This window comes from Rhizobium sp. BK008 (genome assembly GCF_014197345.1).
Classification (GTDB): domain Bacteria; phylum Pseudomonadota; class Alphaproteobacteria; order Rhizobiales; family Rhizobiaceae; genus Rhizobium; species Rhizobium anhuiense.
Genome location: NZ_JACIFK010000002.1, coordinates 283,840 through 300,431 on the forward strand (window position 1 = coordinate 283,840; position 16,592 = coordinate 300,431).

Below are 16,592 nucleotides of genomic sequence, written 5' to 3' on the forward strand. Positions count from 1 at the left end.
CGCATCTCGCGACCGTTGCTTGAGAATATGCAATCAATGATTTATATGCTGTCATTGATGAATGGAGGCAATGATGGCCAGCATGACGATCCGCAATCTCGATGATGGATTGAAGCAGCGGCTGCGCGTTCGCGCCGCCACGCATGGGCGATCAATGGAAGACGAAGCACGCGATATTCTGCGTACGGCACTTGCGACCACCGAGCCGGTGGCGCGCAATCTCGCCGATACCATTCGCGCCCGCGTGCAATCGGTCGGAGGGGTTGAGCTCGAAATTCCGCCCCGGCAGCCGATCCGGGACGCGCCGGACTTTGACGCGTGATCGTTCTCGATACCAACGTCATTTCGGAACTGCTCACGCCGGCGCCGAATGCGGCTGTAATCGAATGGCTCGGGGCACAACATCCACTATCCGTATTCACGACCGCGATCACCGAAGCGGAAATTTTGTATGGCTTGCGTCTCCTTCCTCCCGGCCGGCGTCGGCGTAATCTCGAGGCAGCCATCCTGCCGATATTCAATGAGGACATGAGTGGCCGTATCCTGCCATTCGATCGTGACGCGGCAGATGTCTATGCCATCATTGCCACCGATCGCCGCAAGGCTGGCAGGCCGATCAGCCAGTTCGATGCGCAGATCGCAGCCATCGCCATCTCGCGCGGCGCTTCACTCGCAACGCGAAATGTGTCCGATTTCGACGGAACCGGCTTGCAGATCATCAATCCGTGGAAGGATCTCCTCGCATCGTAGAATTCTAAACCATCTAAGTCAGCCAAGGTCGACCTAAGCATTCCCACTTGATGTATCATAATTTCCGATATACATCATTTTACTGGAAATGATGGGGGAATGATGGAACGCTCGTTTTTGACGATTGCCGCCGGCGAGAATAACGACGCGATCCGCGCCCTTTCGGCCCCGGCGCGGATTGAGATTCTCAAACTGCTCTGTGCCAAAGGGCCGATGAATATCAACGACATCGCACGCGCGCTTTCCCTCCCCCAATCCACCGTCGCAACCGGCATCCAGATTTTGGAGGACGCCCGGCTTGTCGATTCCCAGCTGGCGAAAGCCCGCAAGGGAAATCAGAAGATCTGCTCGGCAATCTACAGCGAAATTCTGATCAGCTTCGAGGAAAGTGCGGCCCAAAGGGCCAACAATATCATCGAAGTCGAGATGCCTGTGGGGTTGTACACCAGTTGCGACGTCCATGCGCCCTGCGGTCTTTGCTCCACCGAGAGCGTCATCGGTCCCCTCGATGTGCCGGACTATTTCCTCGATCCGCAGCGCATGCAGGCCGGGCTCGTCTGGTTCGGCCGGGGCTATGTGGAATATAAATTCCCCAACAACGCCAAGGTGTTGAACAAGGATATCCGCGCCATCGAGTTTTCGCTGGAGCTGTCGTCCGAGGTGCCCGGCACCAATCCGGACTGGCCCTCCGATATCACGCTCTGGGTCAACGGCATGGCGATCGGCACCTGGACATCGCCCGGCGATTACGGCGACAAGCGCGGCGCCTTCACGCCGGCATGGTGGAAGCTCGAGGGCTCGCAATATGGGATGATGAAGACCTGGCGCATCTCGACGCGCGGAACCTTCATCGACGGCATCGCCGCATCGAATGTCACGCTCAGCGATCTGGCGCTTGCCCAGCACTCCTCGATCCGGCTTAGGGTCGGCATCGCCGAGAATGCCGGCCATACCGGCGGCGTGAATATTTTCGGCCGCGGCTTCGGAAATCATGGACGCGATATCATCATGCGGCTGCATGTCTGAATTATAAATATCGGAAATCTTGATTTAAATATCACGCTTCTTTCCAGATTTGACAACCAAAAATGCACGACAACATACTGTAATAACACAATTATTTTAGAAAATTGAATTAGTATGATTAAAACCGTAACTCGGTTGACAGAACGACATTCCTGATATCAAGTTAGAGACAAGAAAACAAAAATTCTGATATATAAACGGGAGGATCCGTTGAAGACGAATGTCGTTGCCCACCGCGATTTCCGCGTCGCGACCATTGACGCCAGGCTCTACAGTTCATTTCTCGAACATCTCGGCAGAGCGATTTACGGCGGCATCTATGAGCCCGGACATCCCACAGCCGACGAGGACGGATTTCGCCGCGACGTGCTCGATCTTGTGCGTGAGCTCGACACGCCATATTGCCGTTATCCCGGCGGCAATTTCGTCTCGGCCTATAATTGGGAAGACGGCGTCGGCCCGCGTTCGGAGCGCCCGGTTCGCCTCGATCTTGCCTGGCGCACCCGCGAAGCCAACCAGATCGGCGTCAATGAATTCGTCGACTGGTGCAAGAAGGCCAACACCAAGCCGATGCTCGCCGTCAATCTCGGATCACGCGGCCTCGATGCCGCCCGCAATTTCCTGGAATATTGCAATCATCCCGGCGGCACCTACTGGTCGGACCTGCGCCGCAAGCACGGCTGGTCCAATCCGCACGATGTCAAATTGTGGTGCCTCGGCAACGAGATGGATGGGCCCTGGCAGGTCGGTCACAAGTCGGCCTATGAATATGGCCGGCTGGCGGATGAGACGGCCAAAGCCATGCGCGGCTTCGACAAGTCGCTCGAACTCGTGGTCTGCGGCTCGTCCAATTCCGATATGAAGACCTATCCCGAGTGGGAAGCGCAGGTTCTCGACCAGTGCTATGACAGCGCCGACCATATTTCGCTGCACATGTATTTTGCCAATCGCGAGAAAAATACGCTCAACTATCTCGCCCGCGCGACGAAACTCGACCGCTACATCACCACGATCGGCGGCGTGATCGACTACATCAAGGCGAAAAAACGCTCCAAGAAGTCGATCGGCATTTCCTTCGACGAATGGAACGTCTGGTATCATTCCAACCAGCAGGACAAGGAGATCCTGGCGCGCGACGAATGGCCGGATGCGCCGCATCTCCTGGAAGATATCTATAATTTCGAAGACGTGCTGCAGGTCGGCGGCATTTTGAACACCTTCATCCGCCGCTCCGACCGGGTGCGCATCGCCTGCATCGCCCAACTCGTCAACGTCATCGCCCCTATTATGACCGAGGACGGCGGTGCGGCCTGGCGCCAGACGATCTATTACCCCTTCTACTACGCTTCCCGATATGGCCGCGGCTCGGCGCTGCAGCTGGTCGTCGACGGCCCGACCTATGACAGCGACGAAGAGAACGACGTCCCCTATCTCGACGTATCGGCCGTCCATTCCGAAGACGGCAGGCAGCTCACCTTCTTTGCCGTCAACCGTCATCCGAACGCGGCGCTCGATCTCGACGTGCGGCTGGAAGGTTTCGAAGCCGCCCGGGTGGTCGAGCAGGTGGAGATGACCCATGGCGACCTGGAAGCCGTCAATACGGCTGCGCGGCCGAAGACGGTCGCTCCGGTCAATGTCGAGACTGCGAAGGTCGAGGATGGACGGGTGCGGGCAGCGCTGAAACCGCTGTCCTACAATGTCATCCGGCTGTCGGTGTGACAGCCGTCGCCGGGTAAGCCCCGGCTGAAGATATTCGGCTCACTGCGAGGAGGCAGGCGGGCCGGAGGGATGGTTCACTGAGGCTCTGCCTCTGCGAACCGACAACCGCGACGTGCCCCTGCGTGCCTTTGCGGCCGCCGTATCGTCGCTTTCTAGGGAGGAGTTCATGCAACAGTGGAAGAGGCTCGCATTTGGCGTCGCGCTGGCCGCACTCGGCCTGACAGCGGCGGCCAAGGCTGATGACTACACCTCCTTGCCGCGCAAGGAGACGCTCATCGTCGAAAATCCGGAAGGGACGATCAAAAATCCCGGCTGGTTCAACATCTGGGTCAATGGCGGCGGCGGCGTATCGACCGGCCTGCAGCAGCTGACCATGGATACGCTCTGGTATATCGACCCCGAACAAGGGCTTGGCGGCGCGACCTGGGACAATTCGCTGGCTGCCGACAAGCCGCAATATAATGCCGACTTCACCGAGATGACCGTGAAACTGCGCAAGGGGCTCTTCTGGAGCGACGGCGTGGAGTTCACGGCAGACGACGTGGTCTATACCGTCAAGACGCAGATGGATCACCCCGGCATGGTCTGGAGTGCTGCCTTCTCGGTGCAGGTGGCAAGCGTCGAGGCGACCGACTCCTCGACTGTGGTGTTCAAGCTGAAGAAGCCCAATTCGCGCTTCCACGCCATCTTCACCGTTCGCTGGAACGGCGCCTGGATCATGCCCAAGCATGTCTTCGAGAAAGTCGAAGATCCGCTTCGCTATGATTTCGCCAATCCCGTCTCGCTCGGCGCCTACAAGCTCAAGTCCTACGATCCCCAGGGCAAGTGGTATACCTGGGAGAAGCGTGACGACTGGCAGCGGACATCGCTTGCCCGCTTCGGCGAGCCGGCCCCGAAATACGTGACCTATACCGATCCCGGCCCGCCGGATAAACGCACTATCGCTCAGCTCGAGCACAATCTCGATATCATTCACGACAACACGCCCGAGGGCATGTTCACGCTGAAGGAAAAATCGAAGTCGATCGAGACCTGGTTCCCGGGCTTCCCCTTCGCCCATCCGGATCCGACACTTCCGGCTGTCATTTTCAACACCCAGAATCCGCCCTTCGACAACGCCGATGTACGCTGGGCGCTTGCCCTGCTGATCGACATCAAGGCCGTTGACATGGCGAGCTACCGCGGCGCTGCGACGCTGTCGGCGCTCGGCGTGCCGCCGACGGCGGCCACGATGAAGGACTATCAGGCGCCGATGCAGGATTGGCTGAAGGATTTCGAGATCGATACCGGCAAGAGCAAGATCAAGCCTTATGACCCGACGGTCGGGCAACAGATCGCCGATATCCTGCGCAAGCAGCCGAAGTTCAAGGACCAGATCCCGACCGACCCGCAGGCAATCAGCGGTGCCTTCGGCTATGGCTGGTGGAAACCGGATCCGAAGGCTGCCGGCGAACTGCTGGAGAAGGCAGGCTTCAAGAAATCCGGCGGCAAATGGCTGACCCCGGATGGACAGCCCTTCAAGATCCGGATGACGGTCGAGGGCGACACCCGCTCCGTCTTCACCCGGGCCGGAACGCTGATCGCACAGCAATGGGCCTCCTTCGGTATCGACGCCAAAGCCGTGCCGGCCGCGAAACTTTGGCAGGTGGCACTCCAGCCCGGCGATTTCCAGGTGGCGATCGCCTGGAGCGTCGAAACCTGGGGCGGCGATCCCGATCTGTCGTTCTTCCTCGACAGCTGGCATTCGCAGTTCGTGGCCAAGAAGGGTGACAATCAGCCGCCGCGCAACTGGCAGCGCTGGAGCAATCCGGATCTCGATAAGATCATCGAAAGCATTCGCGGCATCAGCGCCGATGATCCGAAGGGCGTCGAGCTCGGCAAGGATTATCTGAAGCTGGTCGCCCGCGAAATGCCGACGATCCCGCTGATGTCCTATAACGTCTTCACCTCGATGGATACGACCTATTGGACCGGTTATCCGACGATCGCTGATCCTTATACCGATCCGGTGCCGAATTGGGCCAACTCCAGGCTGATGATGGTCAAGCTGAAGCCGGCACAACCGAAATAATCCTCCCAACGCCGGCGCGAGTGTTGCGCGCCGGCCCCCTAATCGACGGGCATGTGGCATGTCCGTCGATCCTTTCCACTTGATGAAGGGAACCAGAGAGGAACCACCGCCCTATGACGTCCTATCTGATCTTTGTGCTGAAGCGGTTCGGTCAGTTTCTGCTTGTTGTATTTCTTGGCGTGACGATAACATTCTTCGTCACCCACCTGACCCCGATCGATCCGGTCGAAGAAAGCATAGGCGCCATCACCCAGATGGGGCAGTCCGATCCGAATGCGATCGAACTGATGCGCCAGTCGCTTCGCGAGCTTTACGGTATGGAGGGCTCGATCTGGCAGCAATACCTGCATTTCTGGCTGCGGCTTGCGACCGGTGATCTCGGTCCCTCGCTATCGGCTTTTCCCACCCCCGTTTCCACCATCATAATGCGGTCCCTGCCCTGGACCATCGGGCTGATGTCGGTGTCGACCCTGATCACCTTCGTGCTCGGCAATGCGATCGGCGCGCTCGCCGGTTATTACCGCAAGGACATGGTGCTGAAGGCCGTCAGCCTCGTCTTCATCGCCCTGCTTCCCATTCCCTATTACATCCTGGCCTTCGTGCTTCTGATTGTCTTCGGCTATCTCTGGCCGGTGCTGCCGATCAATGGCGGCTACGAGATGAACGCCAATCTCGACCTCTCTTTTGCCCTCGTCCTCGATATCCTGAAACACTCGATCCTGCCGGCCTTGTCACTGATCATGGTCGGCGCCGGCAGCTGGCTGATCGGCATGCGCGCGCTCGTTTCCAACATCATCACCGAGGATTACGTCGTCTTCGCCGAGCTGGGCGGCGTTCCGAAGCGCAAGATTCTGCGCTCCTATATCGCCCGCAATGCCATGGTGCCGCAGTTCACCGGGCTTGCCATGTCGCTCGGCGCGATCTTCAACGGCACGGTCATTACCGAAATCGTCTTCGGCTATCCGGGCATCGGAAACCTGCTGATCGAAGCGGTGCATGCCGGCGACTACAGTCTGGTGCTCGGCCTCAGCGCATTGTCGATCGTCGGCGTTGCCGCCGCCGTGTTCATCATCGACATTCTGAGCCCGCTGATCGATCCGCGCATCAAGGTGGAATAGAGCATGTTTACGATCGTCCGCGACCTCGCGCGCCAGAATATGGAATTCCTCAGCGGCCTGCTGCTCTTTGCCGTCATCGTCGGGCTGGTCATCATGTCCTACTTCTCGCCGTACGGCGCGACCGACATCTATCTTCTGCCGCCCGATATGCCGCCCGATGGCGAATATTGGCTCGGCACGACATCGCGTGGCCAGGATGTTTTCTGGCAACTGACGACCGCGCTCCGCAACACCCTGTTTTTCGGCATCGGCGTCGCCTTCATTTCACGCATCATTTCGCTGGTCGTCGGCCTCGTCGCCGGCTATGCCGGCGGCGCGGTCGACCGGGTGCTGATGGCCATCAACGACAGCGTCATGGTCATCCCGCAATTTCCGCTGCTGATCCTTTTCTATTTCGTGCTGAAGGACAGCATGACCTGGACGGTGCTGATCGTCATCATGGCCTCGCTCGGCTGGTCCTACGATGCACGCCTCATCCGTTCGGTGGCGATCAGCCTGAAGACGAGATCCTTCACCACCCAGAGCGTCTATTCCGGCATGAGCATGCGCAAGATCCTCGTCGAGGAGCACCTGCCCTATGTTCTGCCGATCGTCTTCGCCACCACGATGAACAACATGATCTGGTCGATCGGCATGGAGATCACCCTGTCGGTGCTGGGCTTCACCGATATCGAGACGCCGACCATGGGCATGATGATCTATTGGGCCAATGCGCATTCGGCGCTGATATCAGGCATATGGTGGTGGGTGGCCGCCCCCGTCGCCGTCATCGTCGTCCTCTTCCTGGCGCTCTTCCTGCTGTCCATGTCGATGAACGAATACAATGATCCGCGCAGCCGGCTCAACCGGATGGGAAGTTAGTATGGATCCTTTGGTCGAAATTGAGAATCTGAAAGCCTATTACCGTGCCTTCCTCTACGGCGTCGATCGCGAGGTGCGCGCCGTCGACGATATCAGCCTGACGATCGCCCGCGGCGAGGTCTATGGCGTTGCCGGCGAATCGAGCAGCGGCAAGACAACCTTGATCAAGACCATCGCCGGCGCGATCCGGCCGCCGCTCCGGGTCGTCTCGGGAAAGGTGACATTCCATTTCGACGGCGGCACCCAGGATATCTACGCGATGAAGCCGGAAGAGCGCCTGGCGCTGCGCTGGCGGCATCTGTCCTATATCATGCAGGGTTCGATGAATGTGCTCAATCCGGTGCGCCGGATCCGTCACTCCTTCACCGATTTCGCCTTTCGCCACATGAAGGTCGGCAGGAATGAGTTTTTCGAAAGGGTCGCCACCCATCTGCAACGGCTGAAGCTGGATCCGCATCTGCTCGACGCCTATCCCCACGAGCTCTCCGGCGGCATGCGCCAGCGCATGACCATTGCGCTTGCCACGATCCTGACGCCGGAATTCATCATCGCCGACGAACCGACGACCGCGCTCGACGTGATCGTTCAGCGCGACGTCCTATCGATGATCCGCGAAATCCAACGCGAGATGGGTTCGTCCTTCCTGTTCGTCACCCATGATATGGGGGTTCATGCGACGGTCTCCGACCGCATCGGCATTGTCTATGCCGGGCGTCTTGTCGAGGAGGCGCCGACCGCCAAACTCTTCAACATGCCGCTCCACCCCTATACGCAGCACCTCGTCGGCAGCCTGCCGCGCATCGGCGATGCGACGGCCCGCCCTTCGCTGGAGGGTCGTCCGCCGAACCTCGCCATGCCGCCGGAAGGCTGCCGGTTTCACCCGCGCTGTCCGAAGCGCATGGAGATCTGCTCGCAGAAGGTTCCGCCGCTCGTCACCGTCGAGCCGCAGCGGCGCGTGGCGTGTTTTGCCGTTACGGGAGATCAGGTTTGAGCGCTCTTCTTAGCCTCTCGCATGTCACGAAAGTCTACCGGCAGGGCGGCATGCTCGGCCGGCGCCTGATCACGGCGGTCAAGGACGTCAGCTTCGAACTTGGAGCGGAGCCGGAGATCCTGTCGATCGTCGGCGAATCCGGCTCGGGAAAATCGACGATCGCGGCGATGATCCTCGGCCAGACCGAACCGACGGAAGGCGAGCTTCAATTCAGCGGCAGGACCGTTGCCATCCATAGCAGGTCCGAACGCAAGGCTTTCATGAAAGAGGTCCAGCCGGTGCTGCAAAACCCCTTCGAAGCCTTCAATCCGCTGAAACGTGTCGACCGTTATCTCTTCGAGACGGCCCTCAATTTTTCATTCTCGGGAAAACGGCCGGACCGGCAGCAGGCGGAGCGGATGGCGGATGCCGCGCTCGTCCATGTCGGCCTGACCCTTGAAGAAGTGAAAGGCCGGTTTCCCCACGAACTATCGGGCGGCCAGCTCCAGCGCGTCGCCATCGCCCGGGCGCTGATCCCGCAACCCCGCCTGCTGGTGGCCGATGAACCGGTCTCCATGGTCGACGCATCACTGCGCATGGCGATCGTCAACCTCTTTGGCCGCCTGAAAAACGAGCTCGGTCTCTCCATCGTCTACATCACCCATGACCTCGCCACCGCCTATTACATCAGCGACAACATCATCATCATGCGCAAAGGCGAAATCGTCGAACGCGGACAGGCCCGCCCCGTCCTGGACAACCCGCAGCATCCCTATTCGCGCGCGCTCAAGGATGCGGTGCTGGCCGCCGATTTCAGCCCGGCGACCTAAGCCTCGCAACGAGTAGGCAGCTTTCCCTCACGAGGGTTGGCGAGTTTAGCGTTGCCTTAAAGAAACCGTGCAAGGATGAGCGTCTGTCATCCACGCCGGCAACCTGATGAAGTTTCGAAGAAATCTCGCTCGCTCCGCAATAAGCCATACCAGCGCATTCGCTCCCGCAATATTTGCGGCGATTATTGCAGCAATCGTCGTCTGGGTGGCAACGAACTGGCGGCTGGAGCGATCGCTGGCCGAGGAACGTTCGATCGTCGCCGGCGAGCTTGCCACCATATCCTCCCGACTTCAGACGAACCTCAACAGCAATGTGAAGCTGTTGCAGGGGTTGGCGGCCGGCATCGCAGTCAATCCGGAGATGGGCCAGAACGGATTTTCCAAACTCGCCGCGCAGATCCTGCAGCCCGATTCACAATTGCGAAGCTTCGCCGCCGCGCCCGACATGGTGGTCCGGTGGGTCTATCCGGAGAAGGGAAACGAAAAGGCCATCGGGCTCGACTACCGCACCAATGAGAAGCAACGGGCTGCCGCGATGCTGGCGCGCAACACCCACAATATCGTTCTCACGGGCCCGGTGGAGCTTGTCCAAGGTGGAACCGCTTTCGTGGTCCGGTACCCAATTTACATCACTGAGGGAAAAAGCCAGATTTTTTGGGGACTGCTTTCCGGCATCATCGACATACCAAGGCTCTACCAGGAAAGCGGTCTTGGTTCGACCGAGCTTGAACTCGCCATCAGCACCGTGCCGGAGCCGAACGAGCCCAAACAGGTCTTTTTCGGCAGCATGGCAACCTTTTCCAGGAAGCCGGTCCTGGCATCCGTCGATATGACCTACGGCCGTTGGACCCTCGCCGCACTGCCGAAGCGCGGATGGGGCCAAAAGAGCGGGATCGGCATTTTTGAGTTCTACGCGAGCCTGCTGGCACTATGTGTCGTTGCGCCGATCGTCTGGATCGGCTTTCTGACCAGATCGCGCCAAAGAACGATCGAAAAGCTTCGCCTTCACAAGAAGAAGCTCGTTCGGGCCCGGCAGAGGCTGGAGTTCCTGTCCTTGCATGACGCATTGACGGGGCTTCCCAATCGACGATTTGTCGACCGGATGATCGCGCAACCGCCGAGACCCCGTGCACAGGATTGTCTGATCCTCATTCATATCGACCTCGACCGGTTCAAGGAGATCAACGACACGAAAGGCCATGCCGGAGGTGACGCGGTCTTGCAAGGGACGGCTTCGCGCCTTGCCGATTTGGCTGGTCCAGACGACGTTGCGGCTCGGATCGGTGGAGATGAGTTCATCTTCGCCAGCTGGAGCGCCGATCCGGAGCCGAAGGCAAACGCATTGGCCCGGCAGATTGTCGAGACCCTCGAGCAACCTCTCTTCATTGACGGTATGGCCTGCGTTGTCGGGGCAAGCGTCGGCGTCGCCTGGGAGACCGATCTCGGGCGGGACCTCGGCCAATTGCTTCTCGATGCCGATCTGGCCCTGTACGAGGCGAAGAAGGCGGGCCGCGGCCGCGCGGCGGTGTTTACCGAAGAGCTTCGTAGCGCCGCGATCCATTCGAAAGAATTGGCGGACGAATTCAATCACGCGCTCGATCGCGATGAACTCGTTGCATTCTTCCAGCCGCAATTCGATGCCAACACATTGGCCATTGCCGGCGTCGAGACGCTTGCCCGTTGGGACCACCCGCAAAAGGGCCTGCTCGCCCCGATCAGATTTCTCGACGTCGCCGAAAAGCTGGGGCGTAGCGGCGACATGGACAGGCTGATCCTGCAAAAGGCCCTGTTCGAGCTGACGCGATGGGACAGCCTGGGAATGCAAATCCCCCGTGTCTCGGTCAATATTTCAGCGCGCCGGCTGGCGCAGGCAAATCTGCTTGCCGAGTTGTCCGAGCTTCCCATCGCCAAGGGTCGCCTGTGTTTCGAGCTGCTCGAGACGATCTCCTTCAACGATCTTCAACCTGTTCTCAACGAGATCATTCCAGCGGTTAAAAAGCTCGGCATCGAAATCGAGATCGACGACTTCGGCACCGAACATGCCAGCATCGTCAGTCTGCTTCGATTTGAGCCGCGACGGCTGAAGATCGATCGCGAGATCATCAAGCCGATCATCGCGTCTCCATCGCAGCGCCGTCTGGTCGCCTCGATTATCGAAATCGGCCGATCGCAGAACATCGACATCGTTGCGGAGGGCGTGGAGACGATGGAGCATGCGAAGATCCTGAAAGAGCTCGGTTGCCATATATTGCAAGGTTATGCGCTGGCACGGCCCATGACCTCGGAGCAATTGATTGAATTTTGCCGCGGCTCGCACGCGTTGCAGTGCGGTTGATCAGTTACGGTCGGCCTGCGCGACTATTGCTCTGACGCAGATCCATCAGGTTCCGGAAAGCGTCATCGCGCGGAGATACCGTGGTCGTCGTCGTCCATGAAGGACCATGAGCGTGCCCAACAGAGACATCGTCACCGTCACCGTCGCGCAGCCCGAGACGACGGATGGCGACGCTGACGCAGTGGAACCGGCTGTCTCTTGAGGTGTTTCTCCCGATCAACAGGGAGCTTCCAAATGACCTACGTCGCATCGCCAAGCTACGATCGTAACGACGCCAGCCGCGCGTCCAACCTCCGTCAGTGTCTCGAGACTGCCAGACGCCACCTGAATGAGACTTCACACAATTCGGAAACCGAGAAAATCGAGAGGCTCGTGGCTTCGGCCATCGAGGCGGGTTGGGAAGAGGATGAAGTGCGCCAGGCACTGAGCGGCGGCGAGGAGCAAGGAAACAAGACGCCGAAGCAGGAACCACCTGTCCCGACTATGGGCGTGGTTCCATCGTCATCCTTCTAGCGCATCGGCCCGAAAATCCGATTTTCGGAAAGCACGATGCGAGGATTGAAAGTGTTGGAGCGCCGTGCCTCCTTTTGGACGCACGGCGCTCTAACGACGGGCATCAGCCACAGTTCCAGGCTTGTTCCTGGATTGGGACTGACGCCGTCATCAACAGCAATTGGCTGATGCGGACGTGCTAACCCGGTCCAGGAGGAGGAAGTTCGCAGTGCCTTATGTCTTCCGTCCGCATTCCCTTATTGTTTCGTGGCTGCCTTGAGCACGCCTTGCTGCAAATCCGCCTCGTCGGCAAGAATGGCGGCTGCCTCGTTGAGCAGGACGTCCTTGGCGTTCTTGCGGGCATTCTCGATGGCAATATCGGCGCTCAGGCTGCGCTCGCCTGCCTCCAGGCCATCATCTCCAAGGTCCTCGCCATCCCCTGCTTCGGCTCGATCCTTGAGCCGTTTCTCGCGAGCCGCCGCTTCTTTGCGACGTTCGGCTTCGTTGAGGGAAATGACCCCTTTTTCGCGCTGCGCCTTGAGGTCGGCAATGTCTTTCACCAGGCGCTGGAAGTCCGGATCGGTCTTGACCCGCGCATCATGGCGGCTTTGCAATGCCGGAAGCAATGTCGCGACTGTCTCGGCACGCGGGTATTTCGCGGGCTTGATCTCAGCCCACGGCAGCGCATTGTCATAACTGGTCTCGCCGAAAGCAGTCGGATCGGACAATCCCGGCAGGCTGAGATCAGGCGTCACGCCATGCAGCTGCGTCGTGCCACCATTGACCCGGAAGAACTGGGCAATCGTCACTTTCAGCTCGCCGAATTCGGGTTTGCTATTGTGCACGATCTGGTCGAGATCGACGACCGTCTGAACGGTGCCCTTGCCGAAACTGGGTTCGCCGACGATCACGCCGCGACCATAGTCCTGGATTGCCGCGGCAAAAATCTCCGAAGCCGAGGCCGAGCCGCGATTGATCAGGACACCCATCGGGCCTGTCCAGACAGGCGCTGCAAGATCGGCGCTTTTGACCTCGACCTTGCCGTCGCTGCCGCGTTGCTGAACGACCGGCCCCTTGCCGATGAACAGACCGGTCAAATCGATCGCCTCGTCCAATGAACCGCCGCCATTGTTGCGCAGGTCGATGAGAACGCTGTCGACCTTTTCGTCCTTCAACTCGCCGAGAAGCTTGGCGACATCGCGGCTTGCACTTTTGTAATCCTTGTCGCCCTTGCGCTTGGCGTCGAAATCCTCATAGAAGACCGGCAGGGTGATGATCCCGATTTTACGCGTGGCGTCGCCCGCCTTGACGGAGAGTACGGTCTTCCTGGCAGCCTGCTTGTCGAGAGTGATTTTATCGCGCACCAGGCTGATGACGCGATGCGTGCCATCGGCTCCGGCATCGGCCGGGAGGATATCCAGCCGCACGACAGAGCCTTTTTTGCCGCGGATCATCTGCACGACTTCATCGAGGCGGGTGCCCACCACTTCCTTGATCGCCCCATCCTTGCCTTGGCCAACGCCGGTAATGCGGTCTCCGACCGCAAGCTTGCCGGAGAGTTGCGCCGGCCCGCCGGGCACGAGCTCACGGATCGTCGTGTAGTCGTCGCGCTCCTGCAGCACGGCGCCGATGCCAAACAGCGAAAGCTTCATCGAGACATTGAAATCGGCCGAAGCGGCCGCGCCGAAATAGTCGGTGTGCGGATCGATCGACGTCGAATAGGCGTCCATGAACGACTGGAACACGTCGTCGCTTTTAAACTTGTAGGCGCGCTCGAGCGTGTTTTCATACCGTTTGTCGAGCGTTTCGCGAATGGCCGCGTCGGTTTTGCCGCCGAGCTTCAGCCGCAGCCAGTCGCTTTTGACGCGCTTGCGCCAAAGCTCATTGCTCTCGGCATCCGATTGCGGCCAAGGCGCTTTATCGCGCAGCACCGAAAAATCTTCCTGCGCACTGAAATCGAAGCCCTGCTTCAGCAGGCCGCGCGCATAGGTCATGCGGTCGACGACGCGCTGTTCATAGGCGTTGAAAATCGCAAACGGGATCTTCAGGTCCTGCTTTTCGATCGCATCGTCGATCTCGTTGCGATCCGCCATGAACCTGTCGACATCGGCCTGCAGGAAGAGCATGCGGTCCGGATCGAGCGACTTGATGAACCCATCCATGACCTTGGCCGACAAGGCATCGTCGAGCGGAACGGGCTTATAGCTATACCGCGAAAGGAATTGCGCGCTCAACTCAGCGGCCTGCGCCTGCCGCTTCAGCGGCTCCAAGACCGGCGGCGACGCGACTTCAGCATAGGCGGCCTGTGCGAGTGCAAGAAATGCACCGAGAAAAACGTAGTGTATGCGCATCCAGCGTCGATCCAATTCTTCATGCCTGTGGTCGATGTGTGATCTATGTGAGGCAATCATGGTTTTTTGGCAACCGGGTGGCAAATGGGATGGCTGAAAAGCCGCGGATTGCGGATCGCAGCTCCAATTTTCTCGATCTGATTCAGATGGCGGCGATTGTCGCATGCCGGCGGCCTCCAGAAGCAATTCATGGCTGCCGCGTGATTCACCCATAAGTGCGGCGAGACGGGCCTCTGAAGCTGGAATTTGGGGCCGGTCACTCAAGATGCGTCAGGAGGTCGACGACCATCGGTCGCTGTCCTTTCAACAGTTTAAGCGTTGCGTCGGCTAAGGAAAACCAACCCGCGCGATCAACCTCCGGAAAGCTTCTTACCTGGCCCGACCTTGGCGGCCATTCCATGTGAAATTCGGAACTCCGTATCGCGTTCACAGCCAGGACTGGATCAGCTTCGATCGACCACACGACGACAATCTTGCCGCCAGATTGCCGGTAATCGCCAAGCGGTCTGAATATGCCATCGATTGTTACACCAAGCTCTTCGGCAGCTTCCCTTTTCGCAGCCGCGAGTGCGTCCTCTCCAGGCTCGACCAATCCTTTAGGGATCGACCAGGCAGCCTCGTCTTTCTTCGCCCAGTAAGGTCCGCCCGGATGGACGAGAAGGACTTCGTAATTCTCGGAAGCGCGCCGGTATATGAGAAGTCCGGCGCTACGGATTGCCATTGCGTTATCCTCTCGCGTTGATGGCGCAGCCATTTCGGGTGTAGGGCCGGCTCTCCCATCAATAAAGCGAACGAAGTTCGCCCTTCTATGTCACGAGGGCATTAAACTGCTGCGGCCTGGTCGGCAGCCCGCAATCCGCTTTGCCACGCACCATGGGCTGTCGAGAAGTCGGACTGATGCGTCGCCTCGCCGGCGAAAAACAGCCGGTCGCCGACGGGACGCGCCAAGACTGCGCGTGCGCCCGCATGGCCGGGCAGCGCATGGCTGTAGGAGCCGCCTATCCAATCGGTATGACACCAGGAAGAGGCTGCCAGGGGCCGCAGGTGGTGACGAATATTGCTCCCGAGCAGCGACGACAGCTGGTCCAGAGCGAAGGCGAATGCTTCCAGTAAACCCGCGCGTTCGATGACGACGGCGCCATTTCCGCCAAAGAAGCCTTCGACGACCGGCCGCCCGAGCGGCCGGATATAATAGCTGCCGGTCTCAGCATTTCGCGGGTCGCCGAGCAGATGGGTTTCCGGCTCCAGACCATGATTGCCATGGAGTTCCAAAAACAGCTTGTCTGCGAGGCCAAGCGGCAGCTGACTTGCGGCGTGGAGGTGATCGTCGGCCTCCGGGTCGAAGATAATGGCTCCGCGGGCTAGAACGTTGGTCGATGACGTGATGATTGCCGCACCGGATGTGACAGGACCGCGGTCGGTCTCCAGCTGGACGCCGTTCGCGGTCAAGGTCACGGCTCGAACGGGCGTCGAAAGGCGCAAGGCCACGTTGGGAACGGCGGCGCTGATCAGACTTCCGTAGCCTTCCCGCACGCGCCAATTGGCATCGGTTGCCGCATTGTCATAGGCAAGAAAGTCAGAGACCGACAGCCGATCGAGCGGTGCGCCGTTCAGATATCCGCTGAGCGACTGGCAGTAGGCGTTCCATTCGCCGCCCGGCTCCAGCGCGTCCGAAGCCCTGTCGCTGGCGGGAGGATTGGCGCGCATCCGCTCCTCAAGCGCGTTCCATGCAGTCGCCGCAGCCGCCCGTTCATACGGCGTGAAGCCGAGATTGCGCCACTGGCTTTGCCACGCCGTGCGCCCGCGCTCGATAGTGAACCCGGATGCACGGCCAATGGCGACGAGAGGATTGCGCTCGGCAGAATGCAGCCAGCCGCAACCCAAATCCAGCGGCATCCCGGCCAATTCGATTGTCCAGGCGCGTCCACCCACGCGGTTGCTGGCTTCCAGGATGACGACCGAGCGGCCGGCATCGACCAGCTTTTTTGCTGCTGCAATGCCGGCCGCGCCAGCGCCGACAACAGCAACCTCGTAATCCATCGTCGCCCTCCGCCGCTGCGTCGCCAGCT

Annotated in this window: 14 protein-coding genes; 11 read left to right on the forward strand and 3 right to left on the reverse strand. The window is 59.5% G+C overall.

From position 1 onward, the window contains the following. The first annotated feature begins 73 nt into the window (after positions 1-73). The 11 genes from FHT69_RS12825 to FHT69_RS12875 all read left to right on the forward strand — a co-directional run bounded on the left by FHT69_RS12825 (position 74) and on the right by FHT69_RS12875 (position 12,193). Entirely contained in the window at positions 74-322 is a 249-nt protein-coding gene (locus tag FHT69_RS12825; protein WP_183905435.1) for a FitA-like ribbon-helix-helix domain-containing protein, read from the forward strand. Further along, complete coding sequence (locus FHT69_RS12830) at positions 319-750, forward strand: type II toxin-antitoxin system VapC family toxin (protein ID WP_183905436.1); 432 nt, start codon at positions 319-321, stop codon at positions 748-750. Before FHT69_RS12825 ends, FHT69_RS12830 begins: the two co-directional genes overlap by 4 nt. A 99-nt stretch (positions 751-849) precedes the next feature. Further along, entirely contained in the window at positions 850-1,776 is a 927-nt protein-coding gene (locus FHT69_RS12835) for an ArsR/SmtB family transcription factor (protein ID WP_174824429.1), read from the forward strand. Positions 1,777-1,986: 210 nt separating this feature from the next. Further along, positions 1,987-3,495, forward strand: coding sequence for an alpha-N-arabinofuranosidase (locus tag FHT69_RS12840; RefSeq protein WP_183905437.1), 1,509 nt, complete (start codon positions 1,987-1,989; stop codon positions 3,493-3,495). Positions 3,496-3,661: 166 nt separating this feature from the next. After that, positions 3,662-5,566 carry an ABC transporter substrate-binding protein gene (locus FHT69_RS12845; RefSeq protein ID WP_097622701.1) on the forward strand — a complete coding sequence of 635 codons (1,905 nt, stop codon included), beginning with the start codon at positions 3,662-3,664 and terminating at the stop codon, positions 5,564-5,566. A gap of 113 nt (positions 5,567-5,679) precedes the next feature. Beyond that, on the forward strand, positions 5,680-6,684 hold the full coding sequence (locus tag FHT69_RS12850) for an ABC transporter permease (protein WP_097595657.1): 1,005 nt from the start codon (positions 5,680-5,682) through the stop codon (positions 6,682-6,684). Between the two features lie 3 nt (positions 6,685-6,687). After that, positions 6,688-7,545, forward strand: a complete 858-nt coding sequence (locus tag FHT69_RS12855; protein WP_047612835.1) for an ABC transporter permease — start codon at positions 6,688-6,690, stop codon at positions 7,543-7,545. A gap of 1 nt (position 7,546) precedes the next feature. Then, positions 7,547-8,536: an ABC transporter ATP-binding protein gene (locus FHT69_RS12860; RefSeq protein ID WP_097543484.1), complete on the forward strand. Its 990-nt coding sequence runs from the start codon at positions 7,547-7,549 to the stop codon at positions 8,534-8,536. Further along, positions 8,533-9,345: an ABC transporter ATP-binding protein gene (locus tag FHT69_RS12865; RefSeq protein WP_047612830.1), complete on the forward strand. Its 813-nt coding sequence runs from the start codon at positions 8,533-8,535 to the stop codon at positions 9,343-9,345. The genes FHT69_RS12860 and FHT69_RS12865 overlap by 4 nt, the downstream gene beginning before the upstream one ends. 106 nt (positions 9,346-9,451) lie before the next feature. Continuing rightward, entirely contained in the window at positions 9,452-11,680 is a 2,229-nt protein-coding gene (locus FHT69_RS12870) for an EAL domain-containing protein (protein WP_183905438.1), read from the forward strand. A 234-nt stretch (positions 11,681-11,914) separates the two neighbouring features. Then, on the forward strand, positions 11,915-12,193 hold the full coding sequence (locus FHT69_RS12875) for a hypothetical protein (RefSeq protein WP_097622699.1): 279 nt from the start codon (positions 11,915-11,917) through the stop codon (positions 12,191-12,193). A gap of 236 nt (positions 12,194-12,429) precedes the next feature. On the opposite strand, the gene FHT69_RS12880 is transcribed toward FHT69_RS12875, so the two are convergent. The 3 genes from FHT69_RS12880 to FHT69_RS12890 all read right to left on the reverse strand — a co-directional run bounded on the left by FHT69_RS12880 (position 12,430) and on the right by FHT69_RS12890 (position 16,563). Further along, on the reverse strand, positions 12,430-14,523 hold the full coding sequence (locus FHT69_RS12880) for a carboxy terminal-processing peptidase (RefSeq protein WP_097543485.1): 2,094 nt from the start codon (positions 14,521-14,523) through the stop codon (positions 12,430-12,432). Between the two features lie 256 nt (positions 14,524-14,779). Further along, positions 14,780-15,244 carry an NUDIX domain-containing protein gene (locus FHT69_RS12885; protein ID WP_097622697.1) on the reverse strand — a complete coding sequence of 155 codons (465 nt, stop codon included), beginning with the start codon at positions 15,242-15,244 and terminating at the stop codon, positions 14,780-14,782. 101 nt (positions 15,245-15,345) lie between these two features. Continuing rightward, entirely contained in the window at positions 15,346-16,563 is a 1,218-nt protein-coding gene (locus FHT69_RS12890) for a flavin monoamine oxidase family protein (protein ID WP_183905439.1), read from the reverse strand. Positions 16,564-16,592: the final 29 nt, after the last annotated feature.

Excerpts from the sequence above, each read along its gene's own strand:
- FHT69_RS12860 (WP_097543484.1), top strand. The coding sequence starts at position 7,547 with ATGGATCCTTTGGTCGAAATTGAGAATCTGAAAGCCTATTACCGTGCC.
- FHT69_RS12855 (WP_047612835.1), top strand. The coding sequence starts at position 6,688 with ATGTTTACGATCGTCCGCGACCTCGCGCGCCAGAATATGGAATTCCTC.
- FHT69_RS12825 (WP_183905435.1), top strand. The coding sequence starts at position 74 with ATGGCCAGCATGACGATCCGCAATCTCGATGATGGATTGAAGCAGCGG.
- FHT69_RS12890 (WP_183905439.1), bottom strand. The coding sequence starts at position 16,563 with ATGGATTACGAGGTTGCTGTTGTCGGCGCTGGCGCGGCCGGCATTGCA.
- FHT69_RS12875 (WP_097622699.1), top strand. The coding sequence starts at position 11,915 with ATGACCTACGTCGCATCGCCAAGCTACGATCGTAACGACGCCAGCCGC.
- FHT69_RS12845 (WP_097622701.1), top strand. The coding sequence starts at position 3,662 with ATGCAACAGTGGAAGAGGCTCGCATTTGGCGTCGCGCTGGCCGCACTC.
- FHT69_RS12885 (WP_097622697.1), bottom strand. The coding sequence starts at position 15,244 with ATGGCAATCCGTAGCGCCGGACTTCTCATATACCGGCGCGCTTCCGAG.
- FHT69_RS12880 (WP_097543485.1), bottom strand. The coding sequence starts at position 14,523 with ATGCGCATACACTACGTTTTTCTCGGTGCATTTCTTGCACTCGCACAG.
- FHT69_RS12850 (WP_097595657.1), top strand. The coding sequence starts at position 5,680 with ATGACGTCCTATCTGATCTTTGTGCTGAAGCGGTTCGGTCAGTTTCTG.
- FHT69_RS12870 (WP_183905438.1), top strand. The coding sequence starts at position 9,452 with ATGAAGTTTCGAAGAAATCTCGCTCGCTCCGCAATAAGCCATACCAGC.
- FHT69_RS12835 (WP_174824429.1), top strand. The coding sequence starts at position 850 with ATGATGGAACGCTCGTTTTTGACGATTGCCGCCGGCGAGAATAACGAC.